This window comes from Flavobacterium phycosphaerae (assembly GCF_010119235.1).
GTDB classification, from domain to species: domain Bacteria; phylum Bacteroidota; class Bacteroidia; order Flavobacteriales; family Flavobacteriaceae; genus Flavobacterium; species Flavobacterium phycosphaerae.
In genome coordinates, this window is the sequence record NZ_JAAATZ010000001.1 from 883,951 (window position 1) to 905,946 (window position 21,996).

Sequence of the window (21,996 nt, forward strand, 5' to 3'; positions counted from 1 at the left end):
CAAAGATGAGCATTCAAAACATTACTGTAGCTTTAATTGGAAATCCCAATACGGGAAAAACTTCGGTGTTTAATCAACTTACCGGATTGAATCAGCAGGTTGGAAACTATCCCGGTATTACGGTGGAAAAAAAATTGGGTTTTTCTAAATTACCCAACAACATCAAAGCCAATATCCTTGATTTGCCGGGGACTTACAGTTTGAATGCCAGTTCTATTGATGAAAATGTGGTTATCGAATTGCTGCTGAATAAAAACGACAAACTCTATCCCGACGTTGCGGTGGTCGTGACCGATGTGGAGAATTTGAAACGAAATTTATTGCTTTTTACCCAAATCAAAGATTTAGAGATTCCAACCATCTTGGTCATCAATATGACGGACCGAATGAAACCAAAGGGAATTACTTTGGATATCCCTTTTCTGGAAGAGCAACTGAAAACCAAAATCGTTTTGGTCAGCACCCGAAAAGGCATTGGGATTGAAGATTTAAAAAATCAAATTGTTGAATACAAATCGCTATCAACGGAACCTTGTTTAAACGCTTCCGTTATTGATGTGGAGTATTTTGACAAACTTCGAAAAGCTTTTCCAAACCAATTACTTTATAAACTTTGGCTGGTAATTACTCAAGATGTCAATTTTTTGAATTTAGAACGAAATGAAATTCGCAATTCATTTACCAAATCGCATAGCGATTTAAAACGTTTACAGCAAAAGGAAACCATCAAACGCTACCAATTTATCAATGACACGTTGAAAATTGGTCAAACCATTGATACGGCAAACGCTTCTGATTTGCGCTCAAAACTGGACAAAGTTTTAACTCATAAAATCTTTGGTTACGCTATTTTCTTCGGCATCTTGTTGTTGATTTTCCAGTCTATTTTTGATTGGTCGAGTGTTCCGATGGAATTCATTGACAGCACATTTGCCAACTTAGCGAATTATGCCAAATATCATCTGCCTGCCGGAGAATTTACTGATTTAATCAGCGAAGGCATCATTCCGGGAATTGGCGGTATCGTGATTTTTATTCCGCAAATTGCTTTTCTGTTTCTGTTTATTTCAGTACTCGAAGAAAGCGGTTATATGAGTCGTGTAGTGTTTTTGATGGACAAAATCATGCGCCGTTACGGCCTTTCAGGCAAAAGTGTGGTGCCTTTAATTTCGGGGACAGCTTGTGCTATTCCGGCGATTATGAGTTCCAGAAATATTGAAAACTGGAAAGAGCGACTGATTACTATTTTGGTAACTCCATTCATCACTTGTTCGGCGCGTTTGCCGGTTTACGCTATCATCATTGCACTGATTATTCCGGAAAAAAGACTGCTTGGTATCTTTAGTTTGCAAGGAGCAACATTGATGATTTTATATTTGTTAGGTTTTGGAATGGCCATTTTTTCGGCTTTTATTTTGAATAAAATTTTAAAACTAAAGACCAAATCTTATTTCGTGGTAGAAATGCCCAATTACAAATTACCGCTTTTCAAAAATGTAGCCATTAATGTAATTGAAAAAACCAAAGCCTTTGTTTTTGGTGCCGGGAAAATAATCTTAGCCTTATCGGTTATCCTATGGTTTTTGGGTTCTCATGGCCCGAAGAAAGACTTTGCCAAAGCAGAAAGTGTCGTAGAGCAAAAAGCCAAAATCGAAAATCAAACCGACAAAAATTACATCGCTGACGAAATCAGTTCTTATAAATTAGAGCATTCTTACATCGGTATCATCGGAAAATCTATCGAGCCGGTTATTCAACCTTTGGGCTATGACTGGAAAATAGGCATTGCCGTGGTGAGTTCGTTTGCCGCCCGCGAAGTTTTCGTAGGAACCTTGGCCACTATTTACAGTGTTGGCAGCCACAACAGCGAAGAAACTACCATCAAAAACCGAATGGAAGCCGAAGTCTACCCGGACGGAAAAAAAGTATTCAACTTTGCAACCGGAGTTTCCTTATTACTTTTTTATGCCTTTGCGATGCAATGTATCAGCACCTTGGCCATCGTAAAAAAAGAAACCAATTCTTGGAAATGGCCTGTAATTCAGCTGGTATTCATGAGCGGATTTGCTTATCTAACAGCGCTTATTGCGTTTCAAATTTTGAAATAATGAACGTACAAGAAATATTAGTATACATCGCACTTGGCATTGCCATTGGTTTTTTGGGACAAAAGTTTTTGGGCAAAAAGAAATCCAAAAAAGGTTGTGACAAAGATGATTGTGCTTGCCATTAATGCTTTACCAAAAACAACGGAATGTTGATTCGGTGTCGTACGGTATTAACGGTGGTGCCAAAAATTAAATCTTTGAATCCGGTGTGTCCATGCGTTCCCATAATCAATAAATCATAATTCCCTTCATTAACAATTCTCGGAATCACTTTACCGGGTTTCCCGAATCCTAATTTAGTATCCACTTTAAAGCCTTTTTCTTCTATCATTTTGTAATAGTCAAAAAGCAATTTCTCATCAATGGAAGTTTCGTGATCACTAATTTTGTTTCCGTAGAACATGGCTCCAACGGTTTCCACCACGTGAATCAAAGTATAATTTGCTTCTTTCCCACCGAAATCAATAGCATGAAGAATGGCTTTCTCATCCGCTGAAGAAAAATCAACTGAAACAGCAATGTTCTTTTTTTGATAATCCTTGTGATTGTTTAATTGTAAAGTTAAGGTGTGTGGCGAATGATTATCGATAGCTGTTTTGGCTTTCGCTACAAAAGGTTCAAAAATGATATACAACAGCAAAATCAAAAATCCAATCGCCAAAGGAACCACAGTAAACCAAAGCACTGTAGGGTTTTCGGACGTTTCGAGCCAACCTTTGATTTCATCAAAAACCAATTTAGCATTTAAGGAAACGATAATGGTAGCAATCAACCAAGAAGCAACCTGAGTGGTTTTACTAATGTGGAATCCTTTCATTTTAGTTTTATCGCTGACAAAATGAATCAACGGAATAATCGCAAATCCCAACTGCAAACTCAAAATCACCTGACTTAAAATCAACAGTTTTCCGGTCACGCTTTCGCCAAAATAGAGGATGGCAATAACGGCAGGAACAATCGCAATTAATCGCGTAATGATTCTACGCACCCAAGGTTGTATTCTCAAATTCAAGTAACCTTCCATTATAATTTGTCCGGCCAAGGTTCCTGTGATAGTAGAACTTTGCCCAGCGGCAATCAAAGCAACGGCAAATAAAATCGGTGCCCATTGTGTTCCCAATAAAGGTGCCAAAAGCTGGTGAGCATCTTGAATTTCGGCTACATGAAACATCCCATTTTTGTAGAACGTCGCTGCTGCCAAAATCAAAATCGCCGCATTGACAAAAAAAGCTAAATTCAACGCAATCGTACTGTCTATAAAATTGTATTTCAAAGCTTGTTTAATGCCCTTATCGCTTCGGTCAAATTTTCGGGTTTGAACCAAAGAAGAATGAAGGTATAAATTGTGCGGCATTACTGTGGCTCCAATAATTCCGATAGCAATATAAAGTGCATTAGCGTTAGGCAGACTCGGAACCAAACCGGCAAATATTTTACCTACTTCGGGCTGTGCAAAAATCATTTCAAACACAAACGAAAAGCCTATAATCACTACTAAAGCAATGATAAACGCTTCCATTTTTCGGATGCCTTTGTTGATTAAAAACAACAATAAAAAAGTATCTAAAACCGTAATCAGCACGCCTTCCATCAACGGAATGCCAAAAAGCAAATTGATTCCGATAGCCATTCCTAAAACCTCGGCTAAATCACAAGCGGCAATAGCTACTTCGGCCAAAAAATAAAGCACATAATTAACGAACTTCGAATAGGTTTCGCGGGAAGCTTGCGCCAAATCGTGTTGCGTAACAATTCCGAGACGAGCGCTCAAACTTTGCAGCAACAGCGCCATGATATTACTCATCAATAAAACCCAAATCAAGGCATACCCAAACTGACTTCCGCCGGCAATATCAGTCGCCCAATTCCCGGGATCCATATAACCGACACTTATCAAATAAGCCGGCCCGAGAAATGCCAATATTTTTCTGAACCCTTTAGCATTGCCTTGAGTGGCAACCGATTCATTTACTTCTTCAAGTGATTTTGATTTGTTCATATTTTATATCGTTTTTATAAAAAGATTACCGGCAATTTTATGGGTAATCAAAAGCTTGTTGCCATCAATTTCTATGGTTAAAGAATTGTCGAAACTTTCTTTTTCGAGGATTCTTATTTTAGAGCCCAAGGCTATTTTTTGTTTGTCTAAGTATTGCAAAAATCCGGTTGACGAATCTTTGACGCCCACGCAAATGCCGGTTTTATTAATTCCCAATTCGGATAACAACTGTTTTTCTACTTTGGCAATATTGCCGTCTTTATCCGGAATCGGGTCTCCGTGAGGGTCTTTGGACGGAAAATCTAAAAAAGCATCCAGTTTGTTAATCAGTTTATCCGATTGAATGTGTTCTAATTCTTCGGCAATTTCATGTACCTCATCCCAAGTAAAATCAAGTTTTTCTACTAAAAAAACTTCCCAAAGGCGGTGCTTTCTTACTATCATTTTGGCCGCAAAAAAACCTTTCTCTGTCAAAGAAACGCCTTGGTATTTTTGATAACTCACCAATTCTTTTTCGGCCAGTTTTTTTAACATATCTGTCACCGATGAGGCTTTGGTTTGCATTTCCTGCGCAATGGCATTGGTAGAAATTTCGGTTTTAGAAACTACTGATAAGTGGTAAATTATCTTTAAATAATTTTCTTCAGAATAGGTCATACTTTATCTTTTACAAAAGCAAAAATAACAATTGTTTTTGGTAATCAAAATATATTTTTAGTTTTGTCTAAAATTTAATTTATGAAACTGAAAATATTACTGCTGCTCTTATGGCTATCTAACACCTGCTTTTCACAAAAGACGGAACCTATACAAGCGGACCGACCTGACCAAACCGAAACACCGGCCATAGTTCCGAAAGGAATGTTTCAAGTGGAAACCGGTTTTACTTTTCAAAAAAATGAAAACCACAATGAAACGTGGAGCCTTCCCTCAACACTATGGAAATATGGTGTGAATGGCAATTTTGAAGTGCGATTGATTACAGAATTTGTTTCCGAAAAAATAGATGACGAAAAATTATCCGGCTTCAGTCCGGTATTAATCGGATTTAAAGTCAGTCTTTGCCAAGAAAAAGGGATTGTTCCCAAAACGTCTTTTATTGGCCATGTTTCATTACCCAATGCCGCTTCGTCAAAATATAAAACGGATTACTCGGCTCCGGAATTCCGATTTACGATGCAACACACCCTTTCTGAAAAGTTATCACTGGGTTATAATCTAGGTTGTGAATGGGATGGTGTTACGCCGGCTACTACCTATATTTATACTTTGACAACAGGATATGCAGTTACAAATAAACTGGGTTCATATATAGAATTATTTGGTTTTGCTCCTCAGGACGACAGTGCCAATCATAATTTGGATGGCGGTGTTACCTATTTGATTACCGATAATTTTATGGTAGATTTGTCTTCGGGCGTTGGGTTGACCGATAATGCGCCGGAACATTATATTGCCTTTGGCTTTTCATTCAGACAATAACTATGAAACATTACCATTACATTTTCACCGGATCGGGCTTAGCGGCACTGATGACGGTGTATGAAATGGTACTTTCCGGAAAATTTGAAGACAAATCCATTTTACTTTTGGATGAAAATTCAAAAAAAACGAATGACCGAACTTGGTGTTTTTGGGCAGAAAATAAAGCCTTTGACGAAATAGTCTCCAAAAAATGGAGCTCCGCCTGGTTTAAAAACAAAAAATTCGAAGAGAAATTAGCTTTACATCCATACCAATACAAAATGGTCAAAGGCTTGGATTTTTACACTTTGATTTTCGATTTAATTTCCAGTCAAAAAAACATTCACTTTACAACGCAAAAAGTAATCGATTTTCAGGAATTAGGAAATCATTGTGTGGTAAAAACGGAAACTGAAAGTTATAGTTGCAATCAAATTTTCAACTCCATTTTTCATCCGGAAATAGTAACCAATCAAACCCAATATCCTTTTTTACACCAACATTTTATCGGTTGGTTTATCAAAAGTAAGGAAGCTGTTTTCAGTCCGGATTGCGCCACTTTTATGGATTTTTCGGTAGCGCAAAAAGGTAATACCCGATTTATGTATGTCTTGCCTACATCGGAAACGGAAGCGTTGCTGGAATATACTTTATTCTCCCAAGAATTGCTTCAAAAAGAAGAATACGAAACCGAAATCAAAAAATACATTCAAAAACTGGGTTGTACCGATTACGAAATCATAGAAAAAGAACAAGGAAATATTCCGATGACTTGTTATCCGTTTTGGAAACACAACTCGAAAAACATCCTTCATATTGGCTCCGCAGGTGGTTGGACAAAAGCCAGTACGGGCTATACTTTTACCAATACAATCAAAAAATCAAAGGCATTAGTACAATTTTTAAATAAGGAATCCGATTTTAGAAAATTCCATAAAACCAACAAATTCTGGTTTTACGATTTACTGCTTTTAGATATTTTGGCTAAAAAAAATGAGGTTGGTGCGGCTATCTTTTCGGCTATGTTTGAAAAAGGAAATTCTACAATCATTTTCAAATTTCTGGATGAGGAAACTTCATTTTGGGAAGATTTGCAAGTAATTTGGAAATGCCCGAAAGGTCTCTTCGTGAAAGCTCTCCTCAGAAGACTTTTTTAATTGCTGTTGTTTCTGATTCAACGATAACAAATCTTTATGACTTCGTTAAAACTTACTTTTAGAATTCTGCTTATCTTTGCATCAGATTTTTAAATCTAAAAATTTCATATCTAAAATCTAATATTTTTAAATTATGTATCCAGAAGAAATGGTATTACCGATGCGCGCCGAATTGGCCGAAGTTGGTTTTCAGGAATTATATACTGCAGAGGAAGTAGAAAACGCAATCAAAGCTGAAGGAACTACATTGGTAGTTGTGAATTCGGTTTGCGGTTGTGCGGCCAGAAATGCCCGTCCGGGAGCCCGTATGAGTTTAGACGGTGCCAAAAAACCCGATCATTTGGTAACGGTTTTTGCCGGAGTTGACAGAGAAGCGGTTGATGCTGCCCGTCAGCACATGTTCCCTTTTCCGCCTTCATCACCAAGTATGGCTTTGTTCAAAAACGGTGAATTGGTTCACATGTTAGAGCGTCACCATATCGAAGGTCGTCCTGCTGAACTGATTGCAGAAAACTTAAAAGACGCTTACACTGAATTTTGTTAATCAAAACAAGTTATAGTCAATAAAAAAGGAACTCAGTAGAGTTCCTTTTTTATTATAATGAAATTAACTTTTAATTTCTGTTTACCAGCGCGTCTTGTTTCCATGCTTTAACCGAAGCAACTCTGCTGTTGGAATAATCCACTTCGCTTAATGCTTTGTCATTCCAAAAAAACCATTTTCCGGTTTTTTGTCCATTGACATATTCGCCTATTGACTTTTTGTTTCCTTGTTGGTCAAAGGCTACCCATTTGCCTTCCGGTTTCCCGTCTTTGAAGTATCCTTGTTGTTGTATTTGACCGTTATCATAATAGTAAGTTGCTTTTACTAAATTGCCTTCTTGTTCTAAAACAGGCTTAGCTGCTTGGGCAAAAGTGAATCCTGAGATCATCAAGGCTCCTAAAATTAATAGCTTTTTCATAGTCGTAGGTTTTAATTGCTTAATAATTAGATATCAAATTTAGACATTAATTTACATTAAAAAAACTTTTACTTAACAATTTGGTAACATTGAGTGAAAACTTAACATTGGGACTAAAATTTCGCGCATAAAAAAACCACTTTCAGGAAGTGGTTTCGGATTCGTTTTTTAAGAATGCTACTTAAGCAAACCGTCTAATTGCTCAGTCAATTTAGGGTTTGACGGACGCAAGGCATCGGCATCAACCACTACGCCTTTCGGATCAATCAGAATAAATCTTGGAATAGAGTTAATTTTGAAAGCTCTTATAAAATCAGACATAAAGTTTTTATCGGCATACAACTGAGTACCTTCCAGGCTTTTTTCGGTTACAAAATTCTTCCACTTGTCATGGTCTTTTTCCACATCAACCGAAATACTCACAAACTCAACATTCTTTCCTTCGTATTGTTTTTCAATTGTTTTCAAAAAAGGAATTTCAGCACGACATGGCCCGCACCAGGTAGCCCACACATCAATGTAAACATATTTTCCTCTTAAACTCTCCAATGACGTTTTACCTCCTTTATGATTTTCGTAATCAAAATTGGGAGCCGGTTTATTATTCATTTGCTTGTTGGCCAAAATCTGAGCATAATATTCTTCTAATCCCGAAATATTCATGTCCAAATCCTTTTTATGTAATGCCACAAAAGCAGCATCCAGTTTGGCTTTAGTCATTCGGTCGGTATCGCTTTTTTGCTTTTCCGCTATGGTTTTTTGAAACTGGCTTCGTCTGAGGCCAAGAGTTTATTGTAATCAAACTTTTGTTCCAATCTCGTTTCTTCGGCCAAATAGTTGTTTTCATTCGCTCCTTTCCCTTGAAATTTTATAGTTTCATCAAAAGCTTGTGCATCCATCGTCATTTTTAAATCGTACCCATTTTTTAAATACAATTGGGCATACTCTACACCATCATACATATCATACATTCCTTCTTTGATGGGAAAAGTAGCTTTGAAAAGCCCTTTGCTGTCAGCATAGATTTCCTGAATGATTTTTTTTCCGTCTTTTATAAAAAGAGTAGTGCCGTTTTTGTTGGCAATCTCGGCCTGAAAAGTCATGCTTTCTTGAGAAATTCCACTGGCGGCTATGAAAAGTGTGCAAATAAGACTGGCTAATTTTTTCATTTTTTTGGTATTTATATTTTATTTTGACCCAAATATACCTCTTTCTCCACTTTAATCATAAGAATTATAAAAACTTGATTTTATGTTTACCCGCTTAATTGGTTTAAGTTTTTTACTTTTGCCACCCGAGACCGTTAGGTCGAATTGTTACACAGTAAAAAATTTTATTCCAATGTACAGAAGTCATAATTGTGGAGAGTTAAACGCTTCACACATCAATAAAGAAGTTACGTTAGCCGGTTGGGTTCAGAAATCAAGAGATAAAGGGTTTATGAATTGGGTGGATTTACGCGACCGTTACGGAATTACCCAATTAATTTTTGACGAAAGCCGTACGGATAAAACAGTTTTTGAATTGGCTAAAACGCTGGGACGTGAATTTGTAATTCAGGTTAAAGGAACCGTTATCGAACGTGAAGCTAAAAACAAAAACATCCCAACAGGCGAAATTGAAATTTTGGTTGCTGAATTAAATATATTGAATGCGGCGATTACGCCTCCTTTCACCATTGAAGATGAAACCGACGGCGGTGAAGACATCCGTATGAAATACCGTTACTTGGATATTCGTAGAAATCCGGTAAAAAACTCGTTGCTTTTCCGTCACAAAGTGGCCATGGAAGTGCGTAAATATTTATCTGATTTAGATTTTTGCGAAGTAGAAACTCCCTATTTAATCAAATCAACTCCGGAAGGAGCCCGTGATTTTGTGGTGCCAAGCCGCATGAATGAAGGACAATTTTATGCCTTGCCACAATCGCCACAAACTTTCAAACAATTATTGATGGTGGGCGGTATGGACAAATATTTCCAAATCGTGAAGTGTTTCCGTGACGAAGATTTACGCGCTGACAGACAACCTGAATTTACTCAGATTGATTGCGAAATGGCTTTTGTAGAGCAAGAAGATATTTTAAATGTATTTGAGGGACTGACTCGTCATTTATTAAAAGAATTAAAAGGTATTGAAGTAGAGAAATTCCCAAGAATGACCTACGACCACGCCATGAAAACCTACGGAAATGACAAACCGGACATTCGTTTCGGAATGGAGTTTGGCGAATTAAATGCCGTAACACAAAACAAAGATTTTAGTGTCTTCAATTCCGCTGAATTGGTTGTCGGTATTGCCGCTCCGGGTTGTGCAGCGTATACCAGAAAAGAAATCGATGCTTTGATTGACTGGGTAAAACGCCCGCAAGTTGGTGCTTCCGGAATGGTTTATGTAAAATGCGAAGAAGACGGAACCTTTAAATCATCGGTAGACAAATTTTACGACCAAGCTGATTTAGCCAATTGGGCCAAAGTGACCGGTGCCAAAGCCGGCGATATGATTTTTGTGCTTTCAGGTCCAGCCGATAAAACCCGTACACAGCTTTCTGCTTTGCGTATGGAATTAGCCACCCGTTTAGGATTGAGAAATCCTGAGGTATTTGCTCCATTGTGGGTAGTAGATTTCCCGTTATTGGAATTAGACGAAGAAAGCGGAAGATGGCACGCCATGCACCACCCATTTACCTCACCCAAACCGGAAGATATGGAATTACTGGCGACAAATCCCGGAAAGGTTCGTGCCAATGCCTATGACATGGTGTTAAACGGTAACGAAATTGGCGGTGGATCCATTCGTATTCACGATAAAGCGACACAACAATTAATGTTCAAATATTTAGGATTCACCGAAGAAGAAGCTCGTAATCAGTTTGGCTTCCTTATGGATGCCTTCCAATTTGGTGCTCCTCCACACGGTGGACTTGCTTTTGGATTAGATCGATTGGTGGCGATACTGGGCGGACAGGAAACTATCCGTGATTTTATCGCTTTCCCTAAAAATAATTCAGGAAGAGACGTGATGATTGATGCTCCATCGGCAATTGATGATGCACAATTACAAGAATTACATATAAAATTGAATTTGAGCTAAATACTGTCAAATTCACAGAAATTTAAGAAGCAATTGTTTAAATAAGTAAAAACAGTTGCTTTTTTTATTTAATAATTTAAAATTCCTCAACTATTTCTTTGTCAAGTTTTTAGTCTTTTGCCTGAATTTGTAATTTTTTTGTAATTTTTTAACTTGAAATGCTTGTTATGTCGCAATAAAAATTATCTTTGGACATTATTAATATTTTTTATTTCAACACAATGCGCACAGGTACAGTTAAATTTTTCAACGAGTCTAAAGGTTATGGTTTCATCACAGATGACGAAACCGGAAAAGACATTTTCGTACATGCTACCGGAGTTAAAACTGAAGGTTTAAACGAAGGAGACAAAGTATCTTACGAAGAAGAAGAAGGTAGAAAAGGTAAAGTAGCCGCTCAAGTAGTAGCTATCGAAGACTAATATATATTATTTTTTGATTACCTAGAATGACTTAACGTCCCGAAAAATTTCGGGACGTTTTTTTATGGCGTAACTTTGTTATTTAAAATGAGTTTAAATAAATGTTTTGCCCCCATAAAATCTAAACGTTTAGCGCTCTATTTTTGCGAATTAAATAATGCGATGTATATTTGTGGCTATTTTTTATTACTTCTAAATAGTATCCATTATGCAGTCCAATCAATTAGATTATTTACCAATACTGATGCAGGCTGGTTTAGCCGTTGGCTTTGTGGTTATGACCATTATTGGCTCCAGTTTTTTAGGTCCGAAAAGACACTCGAAAAACAAGGATAAAAACTTCGAATGCGGTATCGAATCGGTAGGAAATGCCAGGATTCCGTTTTCGGTAAAATATTTCTTAGTAGCCATTCTTTTCGTTCTTTTTGATGTCGAAGTAATTTTCCTTTACCCATGGGCTATCAATTTTAAAGCGTTAGGCATGGAAGGCATGATTAAGATGGTTATTTTTATGTTGTTGCTTTTAGTAGGCTTCTTCTATATTATCAAGAAGAAAGCATTAGAGTGGGAATAGATTTAATTACGAATTATAAATTACGAATTATAAATGAGTGATTCAAAACCAAATATGGTTGCTCCGCCCGAAGGAGTAGTTGGTGAAGGGTTCTTCGCTACAAAATTAAACGACGTTGTCGGATTGGCTCGTGCTAATTCGCTTTGGCCTCTGCCTTTCGCCACTTCTTGTTGCGGAATTGAATTTATGGCTACCATGGCCTCTCACTACGATTTAGCAAGGTTTGGTTCGGAAAGAGTAAGTTTCTCTCCTCGTCAGGCTGATATGTTGATGGTAATGGGAACGATTTCCAAAAAAATGGCACCTATTTTACGTCAGGTATACGAACAAATGTCAGAACCGCGTTGGGTTATTGCCGTGGGTGCTTGCGCCTCTTCAGGCGGTGTATTCGACACTTATTCCGTTTTACAAGGCATCGATAAAGTAATTCCGGTTGACGTATACGTACCGGGTTGTCCGCCTAGACCGGAACAAATCGTGCAAGGCGTAATGCAATTGCAGGAGTTAGTGAAAAACGAATCGGTTCGCCGTAGAAATTCACCGGAATATAAAGAATTATTAGCTTCTTACAACCTATAACATGGCTTTAGAAACGACATTCATACAAGAAAAATTATCCCAAAAGTTCGGCAATAACGTGCTGAATTTTGAAATGAAACGTGATATTTTTTCTTTCGAAGCTACTGCTTCAACAATACATGAAGTGATTCAAACATTGAAAGAAGACGAAAGCTTAAATTTTCACTTTTTAACCGATTTGACCGGAATCCATTTCCCGGATAATGATGAAAACCATCAATTTGCCGTAGTGTATCAACTACACAATTGGATTGAAAATGTTAGGATTCGTGTCAAAACATTTTTGCCCGACCCGGCGGAAGTGGAAACAGTAACCGACCTGTTTTTATGCGCCAATTGGATGGAAAGAGAAGCTTGGGATTTCTTCGGAATTAATTTCAAAGGCCATCCGCAATTAAAACGAATTCTGAATATGGATGAAATGGTTTCACATCCGATGCGCAAAGAATTCCCAATGGAAGACAGTGGAAGAACCGATAAAGATGATCGTTTCTTCGGAAGAACACCTGCTAATTTATAATTATGAATTAGTAATTATGGATTACGAATTTTTGAAAATATAATAATTAGCACCTAAAAGATAATAATGGAAATTGAATTACACACTACAATTAAACGCTTCTGTCTTTAATTCGTAATTCGTAATTCGTAATTGAACAATATGTCAGATTTATTATTACCACCAGAGCATCGCTATGCTAAAGTCATAGAACAAACTCGCAACGAAGACGGAAGCGAACTCTCTATATTAAACCTAGGACCAACACACCCGGCTACACACGGAATCTTCCAAAACATTCTGTTAATGGATGGAGAAAGAATCTTAGATGCCGAACCAACCGTAGGCTACATTCACCGTGCGTTTGAAAAAATTGCTGAAAACCGTCCGTTTTACCAAATCAATGTATTGACCGACCGTATGAACTACTGTTCTTCGCCTATCAACAACATGGCTTGGTGGATGACAGTAGAAAAATTGTTAAATATTGAAGTGCCGAAAAGAGCGCAATATTTAAGAGTTATCGTGATGGAATTGGCTCGTATTACCGATCACTTAATCTGTAATTCTATCCTTGGAGTAGATACCGGAGCTTATACCGGTTTCCTTTATGTGTTCCAGTTCCGTGAAAAAGTATACGAGATTTACGAAGAAATTTGTGGCGCTCGTTTAACCACCAACATGGGAAGAATTGGCGGTTTCGAAAGAGAATGGTCAGACGAAGCCTTCAAAAAATTAAATACGTTCTTAGAAGAGTTTCCAATCGCTTGGAAAGAATTTGAAAACCTTTTCGAAAGAAACCGAATCTTTATTGACAGAACGGTTAACGTTGGTCCAATCACCGCTGAAAAAGCCATGCAATACGGATTAACCGGTCCTAATTTAAGAGCGGCCGGAATTGATTATGACGTGCGTAAAGCTGCTCCGTATTCTTCGTATGAAGACTTTGAATTTGATGTTCCGGTTGGAAAATCAGGAGATACTTATGACCGTTTTTGTGTGCGTAATGCCGAAGTTTGGGAAAGCTTAAACATCATCAAACAAGCCTTGGCCAAAATGCCGGAAGGCCCAATTCACGCTGACGTTCCTGATTATTATTTACCTCCGAAAGAAGACGTATATACCAACATGGAAAGCTTAATCTATCACTTCAAAATTGTGATGGGCGAAGTGCCGGTGCCGGTAGATGAAATTTACCACGCGGTAGAAGGTGGAAACGGAGAGTTAGGTTTCTATTTAATTTCCGATGGAAGCCGTACCCCATATCGTTTGAAATTCAGAAGACCTTGTTATATTTATTATCAAGCTTACACCGAGATGATTAAAGGCGGTATGCTTTCAGACGCTATCGTTATTTTATCAAGTTTAAATGTAATTGCAGGCGAATTAGACGCTTAAGAATTATGGAAAGATCACACATCAAACAAGAGATAAACATTACTGAACCGTTGATGGCTCGCATCAATGAATTAATCAGTCATTATCCTGCCGATAAAAAGAAATCCGCTTTATTACCTGTTTTGCACGAAGTTCAGGATGCTCACGACAATTGGTTGAGTATCGAATTGCAAAACAAAGTAGCCGAGATTTTAGAAATACTACCTATTGAAGTATACGAAGTGGTTACTTTTTATACCATGTTCAATCAAAGACCCATCGGAAAATACATGTTCGAGTTCTGTCAAACGGCTGCCTGTTGTCAAAACGGCGTAGAAGATTTGATGGATTATACATGTTCCAAATTGGGCGTTGGCATTGGAGAACCAACGGCTGACGGGATGTTTGAAGTACGCGGCGTAGAGTGTTTAGGCGCTTGCGGTTATGCTCCGATGATGCAGTTGGGTGATTTCTACCAAGAGCATTTGACCAAAGAAAAAGTTGACCAGCTAATCGCTGATTGCAAAGACGGAAAAATCACTTTACACGATAAATAATATCATGGGAAGAAAAATATTATTAGACAAAATCAATGTTCCGGGCATCAAAACCTATGAAGTGTATCGTCGCGAAGGCGGTTATGCTTCGGTGGAAAAAGCCCTGAAAAAAATGACTCCCGATGAAGTAGTCGAAGAAGTAAAAACTTCCGGATTACGTGGTCGTGGCGGTGCGGGTTTCCCGGCCGGAATGAAATGGAGTTTTATCGACAAAAAATCGGGCAACCCAAGACACTTGGTGTGCAACGCTGATGAGTCGGAACCGGGGACTTTCAAAGACCGTTACTTAATGGAATACATTCCGCATCTTTTGATTGAAGGAATGATTACCTCGAGTTACGCTTTGGGCGCCAACCTATCTTACATCTACATCCGTGGAGAATACATGTGGGTGTACAAAATTTTAGAAAGAGCCATCGCCGAAGCGAAAGCTGCCGGTTGGTTAGGCAAAAATATATTAGGCTCAGGCTACGATTTGGAATTATTCGTCCAAATTGGTGGCGGTGCTTACATCTGCGGTGAAGAAACTGCGTTAATTGAAAGTTTGGAAGGAAAACGTGGTAATCCTCGTTTGAAACCACCATTCCCGGCGGTGAAAGGTCTTTGGCAAAATCCAACCGTGGTAAACAATGTTGAAACGATTGCGGCCGTGCCATGGATTATTAATAATTCAGGAGCAGATTATGCCGGAATCGGAATCGGTCGTTCAACAGGAACGAAGTTAATCTCGGCTTCCGGAAATATCAAAAACCAAGGGGTTTACGAAATTGAATTAGGTGTTTCGGTTTACGAATTCATCAATTCGGATGAGTATTGTGGCGGAATGCAGGACAGACCTTTAAAAGCATTAGTGCCCGGAGGTTCTTCGGTGCCAATTCTTCCGGAACATTTAATCTACAAAACTGCAGCCGGTGAAGACCGTTTGATGACTTACGAAAGTTTGTCCGATGGTGGTTTTGCAACCGGTTCAATGTTAGGTTCGGGTGGATTTATCGTATACGATGACCGCGCTTGTATCGTTCGCAACACTTGGAATTTCTCTCGTTTCTATCACCATGAATCTTGCGGACAATGTACCCCATGTCGTGAAGGAACCGGTTGGTTAGAAAAAGTATTATGGAGAATCGAAAACGGACAAGGACGCGAAGAAGACATCGAATTGTTGTGGAGCATCCAATCCAAAATTGAAGGAAATACGATTTGTCCTTTAGGCGACGCGGCTTCATGGCCGGTAGCGGCAGCTATCCGTCACTTCAGAGACGAGTTTGAATACCACATTCGTTTCCCAGAAAAAGTTAAAAATAGAGATCACTTTGTGGCTGAACCTTTTTCACAAGTCTTAATGTCGAAAGTCGTAAAGTCATAAAGTAAAATGGGAAAATTTAAATCTTTTGAAGAAATTAATTCTTGGCAGAAAGCCAGACATTTTAACAAAAGGATTTATGAGATAACCGAAAATCAAAACTTTAAAAAAGATTTTGATTTGGCAAGACAAATAAGAAGAGCATCCATTTCAATTTCTTCCAATATTGCAGAAGGTTTTGAAAGGAATACGGATAAAGAATTTATACAGTTTTTGTATATCGCTAAAGCATCCGCTGCAGAAGTAAGGTCGCAATTGTATTTAGCATTAGATTTGAATTATATTGAAAAACTTGAATTTGAAGAACTATTTAATGATGTTTCTGATATTTCAAAATTAATAAGTGGATTTATAAAATATTTAAATGACAGTCAAAAGTCATAAAGTCACAAAGTTGAGCTATTCGACATTAAGACATTAAGACATTAAGACGTTAAGACTTAATATAAATGAAAGTAACCATAGACGGTCAAGAAATTGAAGTAGCACCGGGGACAACCATCCTACAAGCTGCTCGTATGATTGGTGGAGAATCTGTTCCGCCAGCCATGTGTTATTATTCGAAACTAGAAGGAACCGGCGGAAAATGTCGTTGTTGTTTGGTCGATGTGACCAAAGGCAGCGAAGCCGATCCAAGACCAATGCCCAAACTAGTTGCGTCATGCGTAACCGGTTGTCAGGACGGTATGGAAGTAGCCAGCAAAGGTTCGGATAGAGTTTTTGAAGCTCGTAAAGCCGTAACCGAATTCCTTTTAATCAACCACCCGTTAGACTGTCCGGTTTGTGACCAGGCAGGCGAGTGTGATTTACAGAATTTAAGCTTCGAACACGGGAAACTACAACAGCGTTTCATTGAAGAAAAAAGAACGTTCGAACCGGAAGATATCGGTGATAAAATTCAACTGCACATGAACCGTTGCATCGTTTGCCAACGTTGCGTGGAAGTGGCGGATCAATTGACGGACAAACGTGTTCACGGAGTATTAAACCGCGGCGACCATTCACAAATTTCAACCTGTATTTCAACAGCCATCGACAACGAATTCTCCGGAAACATGATTGATGTTTGTCCGGTTGGAGCACTTACCGATAAGACGTTCCGTTTCAAATCGAGAGTTTGGTTTAACAAACCTTTCAACGCGCACAGAGATTGTGATAAGTGTTGCGGAAAAACTACCGTTTGGATGTTTGGTAACGAAATTCAAAGAGTAACAGCTCGTAAAGACGAATACCACGAAGTAGAAGAATTCATCTGTAATACTTGTCGTTTTGACAAGAAAGACGTGGCGGATTGGGTAATCGAAGGACCTCGTCAATTCGAGAAAGATTCGGTTATCAACCAAAACAAACATTACGGAAAAACAGATAAAGTAATCATCGAAACCGAAAAAGGTATTCTTCAAGGTAGAGATATCGACCGTAAAAAAATCAGTATGGCCGAGATTGATTACAACGAAAAAATAGATGGTAACCCGGTAAATTCAAAAAACAATGGATAGTGCCTTTATTATAGAAAAAAGCGTTTTGATTGTCGTGGTTTTTGCCGTGACGATGGTAATGGCCATGTATTCTACTTGGGCTGAACGTAAAGTAGCGGCTTATCTGCAAGACCGTGTTGGACCAAACCGCGCCGGATGGGGTGGCTTATTACAACCGTTGGCGGATGGAATGAAATTGTTTGCCAAAGAAGAATTTGAACCGGATACCAAAAATAAATTCCTTTTCTTTTTAGGACCGGCCATTGCGATGAGTGCTGCGTTAATGACCAGCGCCGTTATTCCGTGGGGCGACAAATTAGAAATTTTCGGAAGAACCGTGCAACTGCAAGCTACCGACACGGATAGTGCTTTATTGTACATTTTTGCGGTAGTTTCTATTGGTGTTTACGGTATCATGATTGGAGGTTGGGCTTCGAATAACAAGTTCTCTTTAATGGGAGCGGTTCGTGCCGCTTCGCAAATGGTTTCTTATGAAGTAGCCATGGGATTATCGATGATTGCTTTGTTGATGATGACCGGAACCTTAAGCTTAAAAGAAATCTCTGCACAACAACACGGATTGCATTGGAACGTATTTTACCAACCGTTATCTTTCTTAATCTTCTTGATTTGTGCGTTTGCTGAAACCAACCGAACACCGTTCGATTTAGCGGAATGTGAATCAGAGTTGATTGGAGGATACCACACCGAATATTCTTCGATGAAAATGGGATTCTATCTGTTTGCCGAATACGCTAACATGTTCATCTCCTCTACTATCATTGCCGTTTTATTCTTTGGAGGGTACAACTATCCGGGAATGGGCTGGGCACTGGAACATTGGGGAGTTAACATCGCTAACGTAATCGGAATTGCCGCTTTATTTGCCAAATTGTGTTTCTTCATCTTCTTCTTTATGTGGATCAGATGGACGATACCGCGTTTCCGATACGATCAATTGATGAATTTAGGCTGGAAAATTTTAATTCCACTCTCCATTGTCAATATTATGGTCGTAGGGATTGTGATTTTAAGAAGTGAAATTTTTGCCTTTTTTGGATTTAAATAGGAAAAGAAATTATGTCAACAGCTATACAAAATATATCATTATCAGGCCATAAAAAGCAAGTTTCCAACAAGGAAATGACCTTTTTGGAAAGAATGTACCTGATGGCTATTTTCAAAGGGTTATGGATTACCATTAAACACTTTTTCAGAAAAAAAGCCACCATTCATTACCCGGAGCAAGTACGTGCTTTCAGTCCGGTTTACCGTGGGCAACATATGCTGAAACGCGACGAGCAAGGGCGTGAAAACTGTACCGCTTGTGGTTTGTGTGCTTTGTCTTGTCCGGCAGAAGCCATCACGATGAAAGCCGCCGAACGCAAAAAAGGCGAAGAGCATTTGTACCGTGAAGAAAAATATGCCGAAATCTATGAAATCAACATGTTGCGTTGTATTTTCTGTGGTTTGTGTGAAGAAGCTTGTCCTAAAGACGCTATTTACTTAACCATTTCCAAAGAATTGGTTCCGGCCAATTACGACCGTGAAGATTTCATTTTCGGAAAAGATAAACTGGTTATGCCTTTAGAAATGGCTATGAAGAACGCTCAACTTAAAAACGCTAACTAATGTCGCCAATATTAATTACCTTCTACTTTTTAGCAGCCATTACTTTGGCCACGGCGTTTTTAACCATTTACAGTAAAAACCCTATTCACAGCGCCATTTATTTAGTGCTTTGCTTTTTCTCGATTGCCGGTCACTACTTGCTTTTCAACGCCCAGTTCTTGGCAATTGTTCATATCATAGTGTATTCCGGAGCGATTATGGTACTCTTCCTGTTTACGATCATGTTAATGAACTTGAATAAAGAAGACGAAGTGCATAAACCTAGAATTACCCGATTGGGTGCCATCGTAGTGTTTATTATCATGAGTATTGTTTTGGTAACCATTTTCATCAACTCGAAAACCATCATGGGGGATTACGATACTTCGGGCGAAGATTTCCAATCGATTCGTAAATTGGGGAATGTATTGCTGAACGAATATATGGTGCCTTTCGAATTTGCTTCTATACTATTGTTAGTGGCTATGATTGGTGTGGTTTTATTGTCTAAAAAAGAAAAAACAGAGAAAAAATAATGAACAATATTTTAAATCAAATAGGGATAGAAAACTACATCTTCCTTTCGGTACTGCTTTTTTGTATCGGGGTGTTCGGAGTGTTGTACCGCAGAAATGCCATCATCGTTTTCATGTCGATTGAAATTATGTTGAACGCGGTGAACTTATTGTTTGTAGCCTTTTCTACTTACCATCAAGATGCCGAAGGACAGGTATTCGTGTTTTTCTCTATGGCCGTTGCTGCTGCTGAAGTTGCTGTCGGACTGGCTATCTTGGTTTCCGTTTACCGAAACTTAGGCTCCATTGATATTGATAATTTAAAGAATTTAAAAGGATAACCCGGGATGGAAACAAAATTAGCTTTAGTATTACTCTTATCTCCGTTTGTTGGATTTCTTTTCAATGTTTTCTTCGGAAAAAAAGTAAGCCGAACGGTTTCCGGTGCTATCGGAACACTGACTGTAGTAGTCTCATTTTTATTGAGCATCTGCTTCTTCGCCCAATTAAACCAAAACGGAAAACCTTTTGAAATCGCTTTATTCGATTGGATTCAGGTTAGCAATTTCAAATTAAGCTTCGGCATTTTATTAGACCAATTGTCTTTGCTTTGGTTGTTATTTGTTACCGGAATTGGTTCATTAATTCACTTATACTCCATCAGCTACATGCACGATGACGAGAACATGCACAAGTTCTTTGCCTACTTAAACCTGTTCGTATTCTTCATGATTACCTTAGTAATAGGAAGCAACTTATTGGTGATGTTCATCGGTTGGGAAGGCGTTGGATTGTGCTCGTACTTATTAATCGGATTTTGGTATAAAAACCAAGATTATAATGATGCCGCCAAAAAAGCGTTTATCATGAACCGTGTGGGTGATTTAGGATTCCTAATCGGGATGTTTATCTTGGGCAGTGTATTCTCTACTTTAGATTATACCGGAATGCACAACGGAATCACCGTTGGAACAGCCAACACCGGTTTATTAGGAATCGCAGCATTATGTTTATTCATCGGAGCTTGTGGTAAATCAGCTCAAATGCCTTTATACACTTGGTTACCTGATGCGATGGCCGGACCAACACCGGTTTCGGCGTTAATCCACGCGGCGACGATGGTAACAGCCGGTATCTTTATGGTGACCCGTATGAATTTCTTATTCGATTTAACACCGGAAGTACAAGATATAATAGCCGTAGTAGGAGCAGTTACCGCTTTAGTAGCAGCCTCAATTGGTTTATTACAAAACGATATTAAAAAGGTCTTGGCCTACTCTACCGTATCCCAATTGGGCTTAATGTTCTTGGCCTTAGGTTTGGGTGCTTATAACGTTGCCGTATTCCACGTAATTACACATGCCTTCTTCAAAGCGTGTTTGTTCTTGGGTTCGGGTTCAGTAATTCACGGTTTGCATGGCGAACAGGATATGCGAAAAATGGGCGGTTTGCGCAAAGCGATGCCTATCACTTTCTGGACGATGATGATTTCAACTCTTGCTATAGCGGGTATCTTCCCGTTTGCCGGGTTCTGGTCAAAAGACGAAATCTTAATGGTAGCTTTTGAACACAACAAAGTATTGTGGGTTATAGCTTCGATTGCTTCTATCATGACGGCTTTCTATATGTTCCGTTTGATGTACCTAACGTTCTTTAAAGAATTCAGAGGGACCGAAGAGCAAAAACACCACTTGCACGAAAGTCCGAGTTTAATCACTATTCCATTAATAATCTTGGCTATTCTAGCGGTTATCGGTGGGGCGATTAACTTACCGGGCAGCACTTGGTTAAACCATTTCTTAGCCCCTATTTTAGCAGGCAAACACGAAGAACACGCTTTAGGCACTCATGAATTCATGTTAATGGGAATTGCTTTAGCCGGAGCTATCGTAGGGATTCTTTGGGCGAATGCCAAGTACATCAAACAAGGTTTTGTCCCTAAAGAAGATTCGGAAATCGTTGGCTTCAACAAAACCATTTACAACAAATATTATGTGGATGAATTTTATACGTTCTTGATTGTTAAACCTATCAACGGTTTGGCCAATTTCTTCCGTACCACTTTAGAGCCGGCTTTGGGCAAAGTGGTTTACAGTTTAGGAACAGCCGCCAACGGTTTAGGAACACAAGGAAAGAAATTACAAAACGGAAATATCGGTTTATACCTTTTCGCGTTTGTGATTGGTGTTTGTGCCATCATAACCTATTTATTTATAACGCATATCGCTCAATAATTTT

25 protein-coding genes are annotated in these 21,996 nt (G+C 38.7%); 20 read left to right on the forward strand and 5 right to left on the reverse strand.

Translation table 11 applies throughout. The features are described from left to right. Nucleotides 1-5: 5 nt before the first annotated feature. Together feoB and GUU89_RS03840 are read left to right on the forward strand one after the other, a co-directional pair. On the forward strand, nt 6-2,108 hold the full coding sequence (feoB, locus tag GUU89_RS03835; RefSeq protein ID WP_162126684.1) for a ferrous iron transport protein B: 2,103 nt from the start codon (nt 6-8) through the stop codon (nt 2,106-2,108). Further along, nucleotides 2,108-2,233, forward strand: coding sequence for a FeoB-associated Cys-rich membrane protein (locus GUU89_RS03840; RefSeq protein WP_162126685.1), 126 nt, complete (start codon nt 2,108-2,110; stop codon nt 2,231-2,233). Before feoB ends, GUU89_RS03840 begins: the two co-directional genes overlap by 1 nt. On the opposite strand, the gene GUU89_RS03845 is transcribed toward GUU89_RS03840, so the two are convergent. Beyond that, entirely contained in the window at nt 2,230-4,107 is a 1,878-nt protein-coding gene (locus GUU89_RS03845; protein WP_162126686.1) for an Nramp family divalent metal transporter, read from the reverse strand. The genes GUU89_RS03840 and GUU89_RS03845 overlap by 4 nt on opposite strands. Nucleotides 4,108-4,110: 3 nt before the next feature. Then, nucleotides 4,111-4,764: a metal-dependent transcriptional regulator gene (locus GUU89_RS03850; protein ID WP_162126687.1), complete on the reverse strand. Its 654-nt coding sequence runs from the start codon at nt 4,762-4,764 to the stop codon at nt 4,111-4,113. 81 nt (nt 4,765-4,845) lie between these two features. Between GUU89_RS03850 and GUU89_RS03855 the strand changes: the two genes are divergently transcribed. From GUU89_RS03855 to GUU89_RS03865, 3 genes are all read left to right on the forward strand, one after another. Further along, complete coding sequence (locus GUU89_RS03855) at nt 4,846-5,589, forward strand: transporter (protein WP_162126688.1); 744 nt, start codon at nt 4,846-4,848, stop codon at nt 5,587-5,589. Between the two features lie 2 nt (nt 5,590-5,591). After that, nucleotides 5,592-6,728: a lycopene cyclase family protein gene (locus GUU89_RS03860; RefSeq protein ID WP_162126689.1), complete on the forward strand. Its 1,137-nt coding sequence runs from the start codon at nt 5,592-5,594 to the stop codon at nt 6,726-6,728. A gap of 133 nt (nt 6,729-6,861) precedes the next feature. After that, on the forward strand, nt 6,862-7,272 hold the full coding sequence (locus tag GUU89_RS03865) for a BrxA/BrxB family bacilliredoxin (protein ID WP_162126690.1): 411 nt from the start codon (nt 6,862-6,864) through the stop codon (nt 7,270-7,272). 70 nt (nt 7,273-7,342) lie between these two features. Here the strand turns inward: GUU89_RS03865 and GUU89_RS03870 are convergent, their stop codons facing one another. From GUU89_RS03870 to GUU89_RS03880, 3 genes are all read right to left on the reverse strand, one after another. Next, on the reverse strand, nt 7,343-7,690 hold the full coding sequence (locus tag GUU89_RS03870; protein ID WP_162126691.1) for a toxin-antitoxin system YwqK family antitoxin: 348 nt from the start codon (nt 7,688-7,690) through the stop codon (nt 7,343-7,345). A 177-nt stretch (nt 7,691-7,867) separates the two neighbouring features. Continuing rightward, nucleotides 7,868-8,410 carry a TlpA family protein disulfide reductase gene (locus GUU89_RS03875; RefSeq protein WP_162126692.1) on the reverse strand — a complete coding sequence of 181 codons (543 nt, stop codon included), beginning with the start codon at nt 8,408-8,410 and terminating at the stop codon, nt 7,868-7,870. Between the two features lie 29 nt (nt 8,411-8,439). Beyond that, nucleotides 8,440-8,859 (reverse strand): hypothetical protein, encoded by a 420-nt coding sequence (locus GUU89_RS03880; protein ID WP_162126693.1) that lies wholly within the window; start codon nt 8,857-8,859, stop codon nt 8,440-8,442. Nucleotides 8,860-9,031: 172 nt separating this feature from the next. Between GUU89_RS03880 and aspS the strand changes: the two genes are divergently transcribed. From aspS to nuoL, 15 genes are all read left to right on the forward strand, one after another. Further along, nucleotides 9,032-10,783: an aspartate--tRNA ligase gene (gene aspS / locus GUU89_RS03885; RefSeq protein ID WP_162126694.1), complete on the forward strand. Its 1,752-nt coding sequence runs from the start codon at nt 9,032-9,034 to the stop codon at nt 10,781-10,783. Between the two features lie 221 nt (nt 10,784-11,004). Beyond that, nucleotides 11,005-11,205: a cold-shock protein gene (locus GUU89_RS03890; protein ID WP_162126695.1), complete on the forward strand. Its 201-nt coding sequence runs from the start codon at nt 11,005-11,007 to the stop codon at nt 11,203-11,205. A 208-nt stretch (nt 11,206-11,413) separates the two neighbouring features. Further along, the gene (locus GUU89_RS03895; protein WP_162126696.1) at nt 11,414-11,779 is read left to right on the forward strand and encodes an NADH-quinone oxidoreductase subunit A; all 366 of its coding nucleotides are present in this window, start codon (nt 11,414-11,416) and stop codon (nt 11,777-11,779) included. A gap of 33 nt (nt 11,780-11,812) precedes the next feature. After that, nucleotides 11,813-12,358: an NADH-quinone oxidoreductase subunit B gene (locus GUU89_RS03900; RefSeq protein ID WP_131474946.1), complete on the forward strand. Its 546-nt coding sequence runs from the start codon at nt 11,813-11,815 to the stop codon at nt 12,356-12,358. A gap of 1 nt (nt 12,359) precedes the next feature. Further along, entirely contained in the window at nt 12,360-12,878 is a 519-nt protein-coding gene (locus tag GUU89_RS03905; RefSeq protein ID WP_162126697.1) for an NADH-quinone oxidoreductase subunit C, read from the forward strand. 141 nt (nt 12,879-13,019) lie between these two features. Further along, complete coding sequence (gene nuoD, locus GUU89_RS03910; RefSeq protein ID WP_162126698.1) at nt 13,020-14,255, forward strand: NADH dehydrogenase (quinone) subunit D; 1,236 nt, start codon at nt 13,020-13,022, stop codon at nt 14,253-14,255. A gap of 5 nt (nt 14,256-14,260) precedes the next feature. Continuing rightward, a complete protein-coding gene (locus GUU89_RS03915) occupies nt 14,261-14,791 on the forward strand; it encodes a complex I 24 kDa subunit family protein (protein WP_162126699.1) in 531 nt (176 codons plus the stop codon). Between the two features lie 4 nt (nt 14,792-14,795). Next, nucleotides 14,796-16,157 (forward strand): NADH-quinone oxidoreductase subunit NuoF, encoded by a 1,362-nt coding sequence (gene nuoF, locus GUU89_RS03920; protein ID WP_162126700.1) that lies wholly within the window; start codon nt 14,796-14,798, stop codon nt 16,155-16,157. 6 nt (nt 16,158-16,163) lie between these two features. Then, nucleotides 16,164-16,538 carry a four helix bundle protein gene (locus tag GUU89_RS03925; RefSeq protein ID WP_162126701.1) on the forward strand — a complete coding sequence of 125 codons (375 nt, stop codon included), beginning with the start codon at nt 16,164-16,166 and terminating at the stop codon, nt 16,536-16,538. A gap of 65 nt (nt 16,539-16,603) precedes the next feature. Further along, the gene (locus GUU89_RS03930; RefSeq protein ID WP_162126702.1) at nt 16,604-17,653 is read left to right on the forward strand and encodes a 2Fe-2S iron-sulfur cluster-binding protein; all 1,050 of its coding nucleotides are present in this window, start codon (nt 16,604-16,606) and stop codon (nt 17,651-17,653) included. Continuing rightward, nucleotides 17,646-18,701 carry an NADH-quinone oxidoreductase subunit NuoH gene (nuoH, locus tag GUU89_RS03935; RefSeq protein ID WP_162126703.1) on the forward strand — a complete coding sequence of 352 codons (1,056 nt, stop codon included), beginning with the start codon at nt 17,646-17,648 and terminating at the stop codon, nt 18,699-18,701. The genes GUU89_RS03930 and nuoH overlap by 8 nt, the downstream gene beginning before the upstream one ends. 11 nt (nt 18,702-18,712) lie before the next feature. Then, on the forward strand, nt 18,713-19,264 hold the full coding sequence (locus GUU89_RS03940) for a NuoI/complex I 23 kDa subunit family protein (protein ID WP_162126704.1): 552 nt from the start codon (nt 18,713-18,715) through the stop codon (nt 19,262-19,264). Then, on the forward strand, nt 19,264-19,779 hold the full coding sequence (locus tag GUU89_RS03945) for an NADH-quinone oxidoreductase subunit J family protein (RefSeq protein WP_162126705.1): 516 nt from the start codon (nt 19,264-19,266) through the stop codon (nt 19,777-19,779). Before GUU89_RS03940 ends, GUU89_RS03945 begins: the two co-directional genes overlap by 1 nt. Next, complete coding sequence (gene nuoK, locus GUU89_RS03950) at nt 19,779-20,099, forward strand: NADH-quinone oxidoreductase subunit NuoK (RefSeq protein ID WP_162126706.1); 321 nt, start codon at nt 19,779-19,781, stop codon at nt 20,097-20,099. The genes GUU89_RS03945 and nuoK overlap by 1 nt, the downstream gene beginning before the upstream one ends. Before the next feature lie 6 nt (nt 20,100-20,105). Further along, complete coding sequence (gene nuoL / locus GUU89_RS03955) at nt 20,106-21,992, forward strand: NADH-quinone oxidoreductase subunit L (RefSeq protein WP_162126707.1); 1,887 nt, start codon at nt 20,106-20,108, stop codon at nt 21,990-21,992. The last annotated feature ends 4 nt before the right edge of the window (nt 21,993-21,996 follow it).